This window comes from Aquiflexum gelatinilyticum (assembly GCF_024741135.1).
GTDB lineage: Bacteria > Bacteroidota > Bacteroidia > Cytophagales > Cyclobacteriaceae > Cognataquiflexum > Cognataquiflexum gelatinilyticum.
Genome location: NZ_JANSUY010000011.1, coordinates 118,648 through 134,845, shown reverse-complemented (window position 1 = coordinate 134,845; position 16,198 = coordinate 118,648). Strand labels below are relative to the sequence as shown.

Annotated in this window: 11 protein-coding genes; 6 read left to right on the top strand and 5 right to left on the bottom strand. The window is 42.2% G+C overall.

From position 1 onward, the window contains the following. The first annotated feature begins 115 nt into the window (after positions 1-115). From NU887_RS13225 to NU887_RS13205, 5 genes are all read left to right on the top strand, one after another. Positions 116-3,283, top strand: a complete 3,168-nt coding sequence (locus NU887_RS13225) for a PVC-type heme-binding CxxCH protein (RefSeq protein WP_258423856.1) — start codon at positions 116-118, stop codon at positions 3,281-3,283. Positions 3,284-3,529: 246 nt separating this feature from the next. Next, positions 3,530-3,982 carry a nuclear transport factor 2 family protein gene (locus tag NU887_RS13220; protein WP_258423855.1) on the top strand — a complete coding sequence of 151 codons (453 nt, stop codon included), beginning with the start codon at positions 3,530-3,532 and terminating at the stop codon, positions 3,980-3,982. 146 nt (positions 3,983-4,128) lie between these two features. Next, the gene (locus tag NU887_RS13215; RefSeq protein ID WP_258423854.1) at positions 4,129-4,950 is read left to right on the top strand and encodes a sugar phosphate isomerase/epimerase family protein; all 822 of its coding nucleotides are present in this window, start codon (positions 4,129-4,131) and stop codon (positions 4,948-4,950) included. 270 nt (positions 4,951-5,220) lie between these two features. Then, the gene (locus NU887_RS13210; RefSeq protein WP_258423853.1) at positions 5,221-6,027 is read left to right on the top strand and encodes an alpha/beta fold hydrolase; all 807 of its coding nucleotides are present in this window, start codon (positions 5,221-5,223) and stop codon (positions 6,025-6,027) included. A gap of 549 nt (positions 6,028-6,576) precedes the next feature. After that, positions 6,577-7,023 (top strand): hypothetical protein, encoded by a 447-nt coding sequence (locus tag NU887_RS13205; protein WP_258423852.1) that lies wholly within the window; start codon positions 6,577-6,579, stop codon positions 7,021-7,023. Positions 7,024-7,145: 122 nt separating this feature from the next. Here the strand turns inward: NU887_RS13205 and NU887_RS13200 are convergent, their stop codons facing one another. Together NU887_RS13200 and NU887_RS13195 are read right to left on the bottom strand one after the other, a co-directional pair. After that, positions 7,146-8,522: a sulfatase family protein gene (locus NU887_RS13200; RefSeq protein WP_258423851.1), complete on the bottom strand. Its 1,377-nt coding sequence runs from the start codon at positions 8,520-8,522 to the stop codon at positions 7,146-7,148. 54 nt (positions 8,523-8,576) lie between these two features. Continuing rightward, on the bottom strand, positions 8,577-9,428 hold the full coding sequence (locus tag NU887_RS13195) for a sugar phosphate isomerase/epimerase family protein (protein ID WP_258423850.1): 852 nt from the start codon (positions 9,426-9,428) through the stop codon (positions 8,577-8,579). 109 nt (positions 9,429-9,537) lie between these two features. On the opposite strand from NU887_RS13195, the gene NU887_RS13190 reads away from it, so the two are divergent. Further along, positions 9,538-12,093 (top strand): TonB-dependent receptor plug domain-containing protein, encoded by a 2,556-nt coding sequence (locus tag NU887_RS13190; protein WP_258423849.1) that lies wholly within the window; start codon positions 9,538-9,540, stop codon positions 12,091-12,093. A 258-nt stretch (positions 12,094-12,351) separates the two neighbouring features. Here the strand turns inward: NU887_RS13190 and NU887_RS13185 are convergent, their stop codons facing one another. From NU887_RS13185 to NU887_RS13175, 3 genes are all read right to left on the bottom strand, one after another. Continuing rightward, entirely contained in the window at positions 12,352-13,395 is a 1,044-nt protein-coding gene (locus NU887_RS13185; protein WP_258423848.1) for a ThuA domain-containing protein, read from the bottom strand. A gap of 140 nt (positions 13,396-13,535) precedes the next feature. Further along, complete coding sequence (locus NU887_RS13180) at positions 13,536-14,573, bottom strand: hypothetical protein (RefSeq protein ID WP_258423847.1); 1,038 nt, start codon at positions 14,571-14,573, stop codon at positions 13,536-13,538. A gap of 151 nt (positions 14,574-14,724) precedes the next feature. Further along, on the bottom strand, positions 14,725-16,170 hold the full coding sequence (locus tag NU887_RS13175) for a M43 family zinc metalloprotease (protein WP_258423846.1): 1,446 nt from the start codon (positions 16,168-16,170) through the stop codon (positions 14,725-14,727). Positions 16,171-16,198 lie beyond the last annotated feature (28 nt).

Sequence of the window (16,198 nt, the reverse complement as noted above, 5' to 3'; positions counted from 1 at the left end):
TAAACAGGATATGACAGGACAGAATACCGGGAAATAAAAAAAACTTTTATCATTCAAAAAAACCACCAATGCCCGGGAGGACCATCTTGGGCAATATGTATAAAGGAAAGCACATATGATAAACCCAATCAAAAACAGCGGCAAAAGATTGTTAAAAATCACCTTGATTTTGTTAGTCTCCACCATTTTTTACCAATGCAAAAAATCCGATTCACTTGATTTTAACAAAGGCTCCCACATTATCCTGATTGGTAACAACCTTGCCTCTAGGATGATGGAATATGGGCAGTTTGAGACAGAAATGCATGTGCGCTATCCGGACAGTTTGCTATATATCAGGAATATGGCAGATGGGGGCAATACCCCGGGATTCAGACCGCATTCCGGCAGAGAGTCTCCTTGGGCATTTCCTGGAGCAGAAGAATTCCAGACCGAATTTGCTAACAAGTCTGGTTCTGAGGGTCATTTTGAATCTCCTGATGAGTGGCTTACCAGACATCAGGCAGATGTGATCCTTGCGTTTTTTGGATATAATGAATCCTTTCAGGGTGCTGATGGATTGGACAATTACAAAGGCGAACTCGATGCTTTTATCAAGCATACCCTTAAGCAGCAGTATAATGGGAAAGCCGCTCCCAAACTTGCCATTATTTCCCCCATTGCCTTTGAGGACCTTTCTGATATCAGGGATTTGCCGAATGGCAAAAAGGAAAATGAAAACCTTGCGCTGTATACCCAAGCGATGAAGGAGGTTTCTGAAAAGAATAAAGTCCTTTTTGTAGATGCTTTTGCACCTTCACAGGAATGGTATGATTCGAGTGCAGAACCTTTGACCATTGATGGATCTCAGCTGAATGAGGAAGGATATAAAAAATTGGCAGTTTTGCTTGCCGATGTTGTTTTTGGGGATGAAAATCCAAAAGCGGAAGAACACCGCACTTTGATCCATGAAATGGTGATGGAAAAAAACTGGATGTGGCACAATGACTACAAAATCCCCAACGGGGTCCATGTTTTTGGTCGCCGGTACGCTCCGTTTGGCCCTGATAATTATCCTGCAGAATTGGAAAAAATCCGTCAGATGACTGCCATCCGTGATGAGGCCATCTGGAAAGCTGCAAAAGGAGAGAAAATGGATTTGGCCGCAGCTGACAAAAATACCAGAACATTGCCTCCTGTCGAGACCAATTACAATCCTGAACAAAACGGAAGTACAGAATACCTCTACGGTCAGGATGCTTTGGACAAATTGACTGTTCCCGAAGGTTACAAAATCGAGCTTTTTGCTTCGGAAGTGGAATTCCCTGACTTGGCCAATCCTGTTCAGATGAGCTTTGACAACAAAGGGAGACTGTGGGTAGCCACTGTTCCGAGTTACCCGCATTACAGGCCTGGAGATGCACGTCCAAATGACAAGCTCATCATCTTGGAAGATACCAATAATGATGGCAAAGCGGACAAGCAAATCATTTTTGCCGATGGATTGCACCTGATTATGGGTTTTGAGATTGCTCCTGAGGGGGTATATATCTCCCAGGGCACCAACCTCAAAATCCTGATTGACACCGATGGGGATGACAAAGCCGACAAGATTGAAACACTTTTGAGCGGATTTGATGACCACGATACGCACCACGTGATTTCGGCTTTCGCTGCAGATCCTTCCGGATCCATTTACATGGCTGAGGGAGTCTTTCTGCATACCAATGTCGAAACTTCCTATGGTCCTGTCCGGGCGACAAATGGCGGATTTTACAGATTCAATCCTGCCAGAAGCCATCTTGAGCGTACTGCACAGTTATCGATACCGAATCCTTGGGGAATTGCTTTTGACGATTGGGGGCAAAATTTCTTTGCAGAAACTTCAGGTCCTGATGTGAGGTGGATGATGCCGGGATCGGTATTGCCGAGGTATGGTGAAGCTACCCACAAATCCGAAAACCTGATCGAAGAAGCGCATAAAGTCCGCCCTACTTCGGGATTGGAATTCGTCTCCAGCAGACACTTCCCGGAGGAAGTACAGGGAGACATGTTGATCGCCAATACCATTGGATTTTTGGGGATGAAGCAACATCGGGTCATGGACGAAGGGACCGGTTTTATCACCAAATTCAGACAAGACATAGTGAAAGGATCTGACCGTAATTTCCGTCCTGTTGACATGGAGTTTGCGCCTGACGGTTCACTTTATTTTATCGATTGGCACAATGTCCTGATCGGACACATGCAGCACAATGCCCGTGATCCGCTCCGTGATCACGTACATGGCAGGGTATATAGGATCACGTATCCATCCCGTCCTTTGGTCACACCTGCGAAAGTTTATGGCGCATCCATTCCCAAATTGCTTGACAATCTGAAGCTGCCGGAATTCAGGACGCGTTACCGCACCCGCCGTGAACTCAGAGGAAGGGATCCCAAAGAGGTGCTTCAAGCCATAGAAGCTTGGGTTTCCAAGCTGGATAAAAATGATCCTAACTACGAGCATTATCTTTTGGAAGGATTGTGGGTGAGTTGGGGATTGAACAAGGTCGATCAAAAATTGCTCAAGCAAATGTTAAAGGCAAAGGATTTCAGGGCGAGAGCAGCTGCTGTAAGGGTACTTCGCTACTCAGGACATCAGGTAAATGATCAGGCTGGTTTGCTGATGGAAGCCGTCAAGGATGAGAATAGCAGAGTTCGCTTGGAAGCGATCGTGGCAGCATCTTGGTTGCCAAGGGAAAAAGGCTTACCGATTTTGGCTGAAGCAGAAAAAATGCCTTTGGACAAATGGTCGGTCCACGCCCATGAAGCAGCCGTAGCCCATATCAATGGACTTTCGGTGAGGGAGAAAAAAGAGGAAACCATCAAGTCCAAGTTGACCGGAAGTGACCTTGAACTCTATAACATGGGCAAAGAAATCTATGCGAGAGACGGATTTTGCAGTACCTGTCATCAAAATGACGGACGTGGACTTTCTGCTTCTTTGTTTCCGCCTCTCGTGGGTACCCCTTGGGTATTGGGCAGTGAGGAGCGTTTGATTAAGATCGTGCTCAAAGGATTGATGGGACCGATCACAGTATCGGGTAGGGAATATCCGGGTCAGGTTCCGATGACACCTTACGAAGGCATGCTCAACGACAATGAAATCGCCGCAGTATTGACTTATGTGAGAAACTCATTTGGCAATGAAGCACCGCCCATCAGGCCCGATCAGGTCAAAGAAGTCAGGGCCAAGGTTGCTGGCAAAAAGGGATTCTATTCTCCTGCCGAATTGCTCAAAGAGCACCCGATGGAGAAGTAGAAAATTGGGAAGTGGGGAGTTAGGTGAGAAGTGAAAGGTAAGAGGAAAAGGAACCAAGTACCATTTACCAAGTTTCTTAGCTTGGAATTAGAGTAAAAGGTAAGAAGTCAGAAGCGAAATACCAGGAATACAGGAACCACCCATATTCAAAAAATGGTATGCTCCAGAATTCAGTTAACCAAATAACCAATTATGCCCTAACCCATCAACAATAACCATTAACCCAATAAGCAATACCCAAACGCCATGAAAAAAATTGCCACAATAATGTTACTCTGCTTCCTGGTTTTCCCTTCATTGGCTCAAACTCAGGAACAGCAAAAACTTATTGACCTAGACCTAGGATGGGAAAAGGCACTTTTGGAATCTGATGTTGATTTTTTGGAGAATTTGTTGGCTGCGGATTTTATCTGGGTTCACAACCATGCGAATTTGATTGATGGAAAAGAAGCGGTTGTGGCCAAGGCCAAGCGGATTCAGGCCGGTCAGGCAAACGATACAAGGGGAAGGAAATCACGTGACCATAAAGTGGTGGTTTTGGGAAATACCGTTGTGGTGAGTGGTTATACTGTAGTGGACAAGGGAACCAATCCGGTCATCTACCACTTTATGCGGACCTATGTCAAAGAAAAGGGTCAATACAAACTTTTGGCAAACCATACCATGGCAATCCCTGATGAGGAATTGAAGGGAAAGTGATGATTTAATGCTGTTATTTAAATCAAAACTTTGCTCCCCGCCCATGTCCGTGTCTTCACGGACATTATTTAAATTTTGATTGGAAGTTAAGGTAAGCCAATGTCGAGTTAAGAACGATAACAATTAAAAACCCCAAAAATAAAATCATGCAAAAACTACCATTCAAATTCGGTGCTGAGGTCTATACCTGGTATATGAACAACGACGGGGAAACCTACAAAGACCAGTTGGGACATATGATCGAGATCATTTCCCAAGCAGGTTTTACCGGGATCCAACCTATTTTTTCCTGGATGGGCAAATTGTCTGATCCGGTTTTGGTGGAGGAAAAACTCAAGGAACAGGGTATTGAACTGGCTGCGGTAGCCTTGGCTTTGGACTGGAACGGTAAAGAAGAAACTGAGGAAGAGCGGAAGGTCGCAGACAATGCGATCGATTTGCTGCAGCGTTTTCCTGGCTCGGTCCTTTGCACAGTTCAGATTCCAACCGGCAGGCATGACATTGTGCAGCGGAGAAAAAGCCTGACAGATATCGTGAACACTGTTTCCCGAAGGGCCAAAGAAAAAGGAGTAGAAAGCAGTTTCCACCCAAATTCCCCACATACCTCCATCACAAGGACAGAAGACGATTACAAAGTCATCCTGGAGGGACTTGACCTGTCTGCCACAGGTTGGTGTCCTGACGTCGGCCACATCATCAACGGCGGCATGAACCCCATTGCCAAAATGAAAGAATACCAATCCATCATCAACCATGTGCATTACAAAGATTGGGATGGAAATCCGGAGTTTGCACTGATGGGAAAAGGAAAAGTCGACCTGATCGGAATCACAAAGTGGCTCAAGGAAATCGGTTATCCAGGTTGGATCATCTGTGAAGACGAGGGAAAAGAAGCCTTGGAAGATCCTGATTTTGTCACTTTGCACGACGGAAAATGGATTCAGGAAACACTTGTTCCAAGGTTGTGAGTAGAATCGAGAGGATAGGGGAAATTTAGAATTATGAATTCAGAATTAATAATGCCGGATTCCGAATACCGAAAAAGACAATAAAAAGAATTCTCTTTTTCCACAGAAAATTCTTTATTTCTTCATTTATAATTGTGCATTTACCAATTCTCTTCTTTGGGTTAACTGTATAAAACCCCAACAGATATCAATTTTGGATGCTGTGGACTGTCGACTGTGGTCTGTGGACTAATTCAAAATTCATTATTATTAACTCTTAATTCTTTCAAAATGCCAACCATCGCCACCAACGGAACCAACATCTACTTTGAAGAAAAAGGCTCGGGAGAACCGCTGCTCCTGATTATGGGAATCACTGCACCCGGAAGTGTCTGGGAAAAACATGTTGCCCATTGGGCAAAATCCTTTCGCTGTATCCTCGTGGACAACAGGGGAGTTGGCAAATCCGATAAACCGGCCGGCCCTTATACTTCCCTTCAGATGGCGCAGGACTGCATCGGGGTGTTGGATCACTTGGGTTTGGGTGCGGTCAAGGTAGCCGGGGTATCCATGGGCAGCATCATCGCCCAACAGATGGCGATTCATTTTCCTAGCAGGGTCAAAGCCATGGTGCTGATGTGTCCTTGGGCATGCTGTGACAATGCGGCCAAGGCGATTTTCCAACACATGAAGGACTGCAAAGCAAGATTGAAACCTGAAGAATTTAGCGTTTATATCCAGTTATTGATTTTTTCCAAGCCATCCTGGGACAATGAGGAATTTCACGCAGGACTTTTGGAAGACCGGAAAAATGCCGCTTTGGATCCAAATCCCCAACCGTTGATCGGACTGGAAGGACAGGCTGCGGCCTGTGTGGCTCATGATGTTTTGGAGGACTTGGCAAAAGTGAATTGCCCGGTTTTTGTCTTGGGTGGCGAAGAGGATATTTTTACGCCGGTTTGGATGACCAAAGAAGTGGCTGCCGCCATCCCCGGATCGGTATTGCATGTCTATGAAAAAAGCGGCCATGCCTTCCATTGGGAAAATCTGGAGGACTTTAATGAGAGGGTGGGGGATTGGTTGAAGGATCAAGGATAAATTTGTCCATAGACCACAGTCGACAGACCATAGCCACAGCAATTGAACTTCATCCCAGGTGTTACGATAGCAATCGGGATTTAATTGTACTATTCAACCATACGCTCAAATGAAAGATAGTTCCATATCACTTGAATTATAAATTCATAAAATATGAAGGTGTAATTTCATCCCTACAATTGTCGAGGATATGCCTAACAAACACCCTATTTTACTCCCAGTTGGGGTTCCATAATTGCCATTTGATAGACCGATCAAATAAAAAATAATCTTTGCAATGCATTTGGAAAGACAATGATTTATTGTTAAAATTATATACATAAAGAGTGTTTTTTATAATTTATTAGTTGATTCATTCACCATTAAATGGAACAACTTCAATAAGTTTTTCCTTGGAAATTTTTTTATCTCGCTAAGTAAAGATTTGCCATTAGAGGGTATTGTTTCCAAATCCCAAAACCACAAGTGATTTCTTAAATTTATTTCAAATTCGGTGCAATTTGGCGATTACCTATAATTAATTTAATCAAACTTAAACCCAGAAAAAAAATGAAGAAAATCCTTGTAAAAATTAGTCTCGTTGTAGCAATTGGACTAATGCTATTCAGTCAGGTCAAAGCTCAGTCAAGTGAAGGCAGATTCCCTTTTTTGGCAACAGTTGACTTTTGTGGAGAATTAGTTGATTTAAATGGTGAATACCATATGGTTACAAATGCTGTTACCTCCAAAAGTGGAAATACTATGTACAAATCGCATATTAATTTGAAAGGAATAGGTGTGGGACAAACATCAGGGGCGGTTTATCAGGTGAATGAGGCAATCAATGAATCTATCAATGCATCAAAAGGTAGCAATGTAACTTTGACTCGATCCTTTCTGCTTGTAGGTCAGGGGAAAGCCCCGAACTTTAAAGGGCATATAACTTTCCATATGACGGTAAATGCCAATGGTCAGTTGACGGCTGAAGTTGATAATTTCAGTGCAGATTGTAAATAAACTGTTTGGAAATTACTAAAAAGCCTAAGTTTTTAATCTTAGGCTTTTTTTTTACATTTTTTGTTTTTGAAATAGAAAAAAATCAAATAAGAAAAGGACTTACATTTTTTACCCGGCTAGGTTTAATTTCTCAATTCCTTTTCTTTATCCTCAAATTTTCTCCTCATTTCCATTAATCTGCCATTGAATTTAGGATTCAAGGCAAGGTTATTCTTTTCTAAGGGATCTGATTTCAAATCATATAATTCCTCATGCTGAGGATCATTGATGTAACGGAAATATTTCCATTCTTTGGTCCTGAGGCCTTCACTTGGCGGTATAATATCCACCTGCCAAAGGTGTTCACAAATAAAATCCTCCCGACCCAAAATAGGACTGTTTTTTTCTAAAAATCCGGCTAAACTTAGACCTTGCCAAGATTTTGGTTTATCAAGCCCGGCAAGGTCAAAAATGGTGGGTGCTATATCAATATTCAAAACCAGGTCTTTTACTTTTCGGCCATGGACGGATCGGGGATCATAAATGACCATCGGAACCCGAAGGGAATTATCATACATCAACCACTTTCCGGCCAGTTGGCGCTCTCCCAAAAAATAGCCGTTGTCACTCATAAAAATGATAACCGTGTTTTTGTCTTTTCCCTGTTTTGATAACTCTTCCCTTATCAACCCGATTTCATGATCAATTTCAGAAATCATCCTAAAGTATCCCTTCATACTCCTTTGGTATTTTTCCTTTGTGTCGAATCTCCAATTCCAACGTTTACGGTTTTCACCTTCCCGAACATAGGGAGGTAGCACATCAAAATATTCCTGATCACTTAAAGGAGGCTCGGGAAAATATTGTGATGCATACAATGAATCAAATTCCTTCTCCCAAAAATATTGCTCCTCTGACGGATCATGGGCATGCGGGGCACTGAAACTTAAAGAAAGCATAAATGGCTTTTCTTGGGGAGCTTGGCGGATAAACTCAATGGCTTTTTGGCCTGTATATCGGGTCAAATGAACTGTATCCATACCAAGGGTTTTATAAAAATAACCTCTTCTATCTTTGTAGCGATCCAATCGGTCATAATTCTCGCTAATATCAAAAAGCCCCTCAAAACCGGAATAATTGACACCGAATTTTCCGAAAAAGCCGGTGTTGTAACCGCTATTTCTCATCATAGCAGGATAGGATTGATCAATAAATGGCTGCTTGATTTCACCTTGTCCAAAAGTATAGCCATGTGTCCTTTCATAAGTTCCTGTCAAAATACTGGCCCTACTCGCTGCACAGATAGGAGTGGTTACAAAGGCATTTTCAAAAAATATCCCTTCTGAGGCAAGCCTGTCCATTTCAGGGGTTTGGATCAATTGGTTTCCCGCAAATCCCAAAGCATCCCATCTTTGATCATCTGTGAGGATGAAAATGATATTGGGCCGGTCATCTTGAGAAAAACCAAGGAGATCTAAGCTTAGAATAATAGCGATGGTTAAAATCAGAATTCTTCCCATATTTTTTTGGGTAATTGTGAAATTACCAAAGTCTAGTCATTGCATAACAAATACCTACAGCCCATGCTTTTCTCCCATTTCCCTAATAAATCGATACCCACTTTCAGCCATTTCCCAAGGTTCTGAAAACTGCCTCCATACCCCAATGGCATTGGCAAAGTCAGGATCGTTTCTTGTGAATCCTTCGATGGTCAGCCATCCCTTGTACTTGATGGCAGCCAAAGCAGCAAAAGTCTCGTCCCATGGCACATGCCCGGAACCCGGCGTGCCCCGGTCATTTTCACTGATATGGAAATGGGCAAGGTAAGGTGAGATTCGGTGAATGGCTTCTCCCAGTTTTTTCTCCTCCATATTGGCATGATGGGTGTCAAACATCGCCTTGACATTGGGGTGGTTGACGATCTTCAGCAGGTGCGAAAGCTGCTCCATGGTATTGCAGAGGTAGCATTCAAACCTGTTGAGTGCCTCAGGCGTCAGCAGGATTCCTGCCTGTGCGGCATAATCTCCTGCCTGATGGAGGATTTCAGCACTGCGCGCATACTCGATATCCTGAGGGGCGGCTTTGGTAAAAGTAGCAAAAGCAGAATGGAAAGGGCCACAAAGCACCTGCGAACCCATATCATGCGAACGGTCAATAGTCCACTTGATTTTTTCAAGGCCCTTTTGGCGCACATCGTTATCCGGACTGACAAGGTTTTCTTCCGGACTGAGCACAAAAACCGTGGTTACTTCCAAGTCAATATTTTTGCAATGCTCTCCGATTCTTTTGTAGGCAGGGATATCGTCAGAGCCAACAAAAAACTCAGCACCATCATAGCCGATCTTTTTCAGCCTGTCCAAAATTGGTTTGAGGTCATCAGACATCGCTGCCGACCAAGCCAAAACATTAAATCCGATTTTATTCATGGGTTAATAGGGTTTTGCTAAAAATAAGAAATTCAAATTACTTCCGTATGAAAAAAATCAACTAAAAAACCTATATTTAATTTCAATTCCCAAAACAACCCAAATAATAATGCTTCGGTTTTTGATTTTCGCGATCAGTTTTTTTCAGTTGGCTTTTTTTGCTAAAGCACAAGAAACTGACAGCTTAAAGATGGAGAAAAAGCCATTCAATCAGGGCTTGATTCTTTCTTTGCCGCAGGCCATACAGAGTCAGATACCGGGACTCTTGGTCTCAAGACCGGGATCAAATCCCAATGGCAACTTTGATATGATTTACCGCGGTTACCATACTTTCAAGAACAGAATGCAGCCGATGTTGATGTTGGATGGGATGCCCGGTTTGGTTTGGCATATGGTAGATCCTTTTTTGATCGATTCTATTGGGGTCAGGAGAGGGAGTCGGTTGGCAGAAATGGGTTTGCAAGCCGCAGGCGGCGTGTTTGATGCTACCATTTCCGGTATTGGGAAGAAAGGGCTTTCGGTAACCTTTCTTCAAAATGTCAGCATGGAAAATTACCAAAGACCCTATGACAACCTGAATGCTCAGGAATACAGGAATCAGGCGCCGCCGGGGACATTTTTTGGAAACAGCGATACGGATTGGTTGGAAGCGTTGACACAAACGGCTTGGTCAACCAATACAGGTCTGAAACTCGGTTACCGGACAGGCAATTTAAATTCCAAAGTAATCCTCAGTCATCGTAATGTGGCAGGTATCCAAAAGGAGACCGGCTTCAAGCAGTTAAGTATTTATGGTGCCCTTGATTATTCTTTTTTGAAAAATAAAATCAAGGCGGGGGTTTCAACTTTGGTTGTGGACAGAGATTCCGATATAGGCAATTCTTATTTTTTTCAGGCGGCAGTAGGGATGAACCCTACTTTTGCATTGGATCAGCAAGTCAATACTTATACAATGTATAGAGGAAATCCTTGGCTGAGAATGAATGCGGATCAAAACACATTGGATTCTAAAATGGAAATGTTTCAGGCAAATATTACGGCCAATCCTTTTTCGAAATGGACAATCAGTGGAAGAATAGGCAAAGTTGGGACAATCAAAGACCAATTCTACTTTGACGGAATCATTGGTTTGAGTAATGATGCAGGAACCTTTCAGAGGAATAAAACAAGAAAGGATGACCGTACTTACCTGGAGTTTTCATCCGATTATTTGATTCATATCAACGACTTTACTTTCAATCCGGGTATCCGTTTTACCTCTCAAAAGATAAGCTATGACCAAACGGGCACCAATCTGTATAGACCATTTGAGCCAGAGAATACGATCATAGAGCAAACCTTGAATCCTCAAATCGGTAAATACACTTTAAATGCCTTGGGTTTTTTCGTGCAGTCCAATTGGAAGGAAAGATTATACTTTGACTTCCTCTACCAACCGGAAAGTTCTTCTAATTTGGGGGAAAATGCAGGATGGGGACAATTTTTCGGAATGGATCTGAAATACCGTCTCAGTCCAAAATTTCAGGTTTTTACATCCTATTCCCATACCGGATTAATTCCGGACCGGACTGGACTGAGCAAAACCATATTGCAAATTGAGCCTTATGTGAATTTCACCCACTTTGCCAATCCGGATTTGAAATGGGAAGACACCCATCAATGGGAAATTGGGGGGAGTGGGTCCTTTTTTCAGAATAAGCTATCCGGGGAATTGAGGTTTTTTACCAGCAGGTCTTCAGATTTTATCAATCTGATGCGGGCATATAACTGGGATTATACGGATTGGAATTCCTATTATCCGTTCACTTACCAGAATTTTGGGGAGATAAGGAATAGAGGTTCTGAGTGGGTTATTGGGTTAAATACAGTAAAAATCGGTAATGTATTTTACCAAAGCAGTGTCAATGCCACTTTTCTAAAATCTGAATGGACAGACTTGGATGCTGAATTCACGAGCTTGGAAGGATACGACGTGGGGGAAACAAGAGTTCCAGGAGGAGGTCCACTATCCCAATATAATACCCTTAGGACCGGCGAGCCCATCGGGACAGGCAGGGCACTTGAATATTTGGGAATTGACCGCAACACTGGACAATGGATCCTGCAACAGGACAATAACCAACAGGATTGGAGGACTGATTATGTGCCCCAAGGTCAAACAATTCCTCGATGGTGGATGGGCTGGAACCATCAGGTGCAATGGAAAAAATGGCATTTGGATGCGTTTTTCAGGGGAGTTTTTGGGCATGTCAATGCCAATGAAACCAACCTGTGGTATGGTGGGGTGACGTTTTTTAATCAAAATGCGCTCCGCTCATTTCAGAATCTTAAAGATCAGGGCCTGACTGATTATAATAGGTTCAGCAGTTACTTTATTGAAGAATCCGGATTTATTTCACTGCACTACTTGTCAGTTTCGAGGGATCTGAATTTTTTGATCAAAAATAAAAAAGTGTCAAGCAGAATCTCCCTGATCGCAAATAACCTGTTTTTCATCACCTCGTATTCCGCCGCCGATCCTGAAGCAAGGCTAAGTACAAGGCCTGTTTGGCAATTTGATGAGCATGTTGAATACTTTGACAATTATTATTCATCAGGGATTGATGCAGCGTCCACTTGGTTACCGTCAAGGGCATTTACACTTTCTTATCAGGTGAATTTTTAGAAAAGATATCTCCTTCGCCGAGATGACAAAGATAAGTCTAATCCTAAGCTTGATGTTTCTTACAGTTTAATTTGGCAGAGAGCTTCAACTTGTCATTTCGACCTTGGGGAGAAATCAGTAGAATGCTCCAAAAAGATCTCCTCTTCGTCGAGATGACTAATAAAAGCCTTTTCGAATGGTTGATGGTTTTTGCAGTTTCATCTTCCATTTCTTGGCAATTGGGTCTAGAATCTCAAGTCTCATATCTCTTGTCTTTTTTCACTTAAAATCTTCAACTTTCATTCCTTTTCTGAATGTTCCAAAACCAAACATGGTCGGTTCGTACTTTCCGACGATGGACACGTTCAGGTCAGGTGTGATTTGATCCGACATATCCAATCCCCAAAAAACAGCATTCACGATCAATCTCCTCAGGTCTTCACTTTGAAGGTCAACAGATGCGCCCATCGTTGTAGCGAATGCTTTTCCTTTTTTGCCTCCCTCTACCTGATAATCTTTGGTCCAAGCCATAGGCATCACGGATTTTTCCCAGATCAAAGGCGTATCGGGAGTCATGCCTTTGGTGGGTTGGCCATAGACGAGCACTTGCGCATCTTGGGTCAGGTTCTTGACAGTATACACATCAGACGCCGCCCAAATATCATTGACTCCACGAAGGATAGGATGGTCTGCAAGTTGGGCAGGACCGTCGATCAGCGCACGGGCGCCTTCTTTGGCATGTTCGCCATGGTGGGCAACCCAAGTTTCGCCGAGTATTTTTTGCCCGAATCCTCCTTCCCAACCCGCGGTTTTATTTCTCCAATCATACTTGGCATAGGGACTGTTTTTGTTTTTTTCGTAGTGGAAGGCATGCGTTGCAGTCCGCATTCCGATGATCGGTTTGCCGGCCATGATGAAGTCGTGGAAATATTTGGTCTGCTCATCTGGCAATTCTCGGAATCTGGTGAGCATAATCATTAGATCGGCTTTTGCCAAGTGTTCCAATCCGGGTATGTTGTTTTGGTAAGAAGGGACGATATTGCTTGTTTCCGGTTCGATCGGGAACAAAACCGTGCAGGTAAACCCATAATGTTCTGCCAATAATTTGCCCAACATGGGCATCCCTTCCTCAGAGCGGTATTCGTCATCGCCGCTGACAAGGACGATATGTTTGCCTTTGCCGGGACCTGATTTTCCTTCAAACTGCAACCATGTTTTGCCCTGCTGTGCCTGACAACTGATGGAGAAGATCAAGAAAAAGGTTAGGCTTAAGAATAAATATTTGGAAAAATACTTTGGGGAAACCACAATTTGAGTTGACATAGGTTTATTTGGTTTTATTGAAATTTCAGGATCTTTTCACTTTCCAAAAGATACTTTGAAAGTGGGTTTGAAAAAAGAAAAATTTGATGGGAATTATAACAGGTTGAGATTTTTTACTTTTGAAAACAATTTGCCTATTCCTACTTAATCAATAGATAACCTCTTTTTTTGGCTACGAACAATTGCTGACAGGAATCGGGTGAACCAATCATAAATCCACGGCCCGGTACCTGACCAAAGATTTCATATTCTCCCGGATTGATTTTGAATGATTCCCAGGCATCCACATTTTCCCTCAGGCGGTATATAGTGACTGATTCATCTGTACCATTAAAGAAAAGGAAAAAAATCAATCCTGAAAAATCATCCTCCCATTCCCTTTCCAATTCGGAACAGTCTAATTGAGGAAAGGGCTGCATACCTAATGTCTTAAAAAATTCATCCAACTGGGCATTATTGAGTCCTTCATTTAGCCGCTTTATTTCTCCCATAATGGCTGCACGGATAGCCGCCATAGAGGTAATATTGGAAATCTGATTTTTGAATTTTTTTCGGAATAGACTGAGGCGGTTTTTGTAGAATGGATCCCGGAGAATATATTGGACCTTTTTGTCCCGGTCTTCTTTTGTTGTTCCTGAATACCAATCAAAATTATCAGCCATAAGTTTTTCATTCCAATTGCCTAATTCATTCAATTCTTCGGCAGTTTTTTCCAGGTCATCGAGTCTTGATTTGTATGATTTTATCAGTTTGATGAGTTGGTTATAGGAAAGATCAAAATCCCTTTCTTTTTGAAGGATGGTGATGATATTTTCATCTTGAAGCCAGGCGTATTGGGTACTGTTTCCCATCAAGTCATTCAAAATCCTGTTTCTTTTAAAATTCTCTTCAGTCAACTCCCCATTTATCAGCAATCCCATCATAGAATCCTGTGCATCAAAGCGGCCAGAAAATCTATCCAGTAAAAACTGATTGGTTTTGAGTCCTTTTTCAAGGTCAGCAACAAGTCTGTTTGTTTCGGCTTTGGTTTTTTTGTCCGTGTTTTTGTTATTGAAATACACTGCAATCATGATCCCCACCACTACCAAAAATATCTCGCCTATGGCGTAAATGAGGTATCGGGTAAACCTGTTTTCGACCAAAAGCTGTTGACGGATATTGCGGAAGAATCTTGCCATAGAATACCAATATAGACACAATCGCAGAATCTTAGAAATCCAATCCTTTAATTCATTTCCGTTTTAGAAAGAACCATGAAAGATAAGTTCTTTTGTCCCAAATGAGGATTAAAACGAATTTTCAATAACAGAATAAGATGACCCGATCTTATCAAAAGTTACAGATAATGGGCTTGATGCTTGGATCAAGCTGTCCTCTTTTAAATGGCTTTATTCTCGAATCCGGGGCATTGAAGTCTTTGGGCATAAAGAGTGCGTTTTCATACACTTTTGTCATTCTTTCCTTTTGGTCAAAAGTGAAATTATCCACTACGCTTATGTAATCCATAAAATTGGTGGAGATGTATGGTTCATTTGAACAGTTTGTTCTGTTGTTACTGAACCTTATTGATTGATTTGAAGGAAGGGTATGTGATTGGGTATCATCACAAAAATCACCTGTTTGACAATCCTGAAAGGTATGATACAGCCCAAGATAATGGCCCAATTCATGCGCCAATACATTGTCGTCCCTGTATTGACCATTGAATAACCTGTAGTCCAATGCTACCATTATAGGGTAAAATAACTCCGTGTCCTCTTCCAAAATTGGATTAAGTCCACCTACTACAGGACTTGTCAAAAAAGGTAAATAAGCATATCCTGCGGCCTGAAGGCTAGAAAGATCCTCTATAAAAACATTGATATATTGAGAAGGATCCCATAAGCTGTTAAACTTTAATTGCAATAGTTCTTGGTCTTGGGCATCCAGGAAAACCTTATTTGACATAATTCTGTTGACACCTTTTGTTTCCATCAGACTGCCATCGGGATTTCTGTCTGCCAATTTAAACCTGAATCCTGCATCTACTGCATTTAAGTTCCTTCTAAAGGAGCTCCTTATACCACCGCTAAAAGCAATATTCGAACTGTTTATCTGACTTTCAAATGAGGATTGGCTAGGTGTAAAGAGATTAGAAAAAACATGGAATACCACCTGAAACTCTTTGATGGGATAGGAAACATCCTGTCGGGAATTGATTTTGAGAATATTGCTTTCAATTCCAAAAACAGAGGCCTGCACATCGATCAACCCGATTTGAGTTATTGGAATGCCTGTCAATCGGTTTGTGTTCACATTTCCTACTTGTAAAGAAAGGTTCCTTTTGATTTGTTCTTCCACTCCGGGTATTTCCCCATCAGGTCCAAAAGCCCTCAGGGTGAAATCATAGGGTTCGTTGTTGACTAGAGTAAATTGATTTCTGGTCTCGTTGGAAAAATCCAGGACCAGTTCTTTGATATAATCTCCCTCCACTACTTCAATCTCAACCTCATTGCTAAATGTCAGTTCACGGGTGGGAAACATGACCCTAAGCTTGTATTTGCCTGGCTTGGAAAGGTCAAGAGAGGGTTCTTTGATCACAGAGTCCCCCAGATAAATCACATAAGGCACATCAATGTTATTCAAAAAAGGTCTGTTATCTCTGTCAAAAAAACTTACAGTCAAGTTGAAATCTTCCTCCCTGTTTTCTGTAAAAAATATTGTTTTGGAGGAGATCACTTGAATTTTATTGATCTGATTGAGGTAAAATGAATTTTCAGCTTCTCTGTCAGTCATACAGGAATTGAACAGCAGAAGCGTCAAA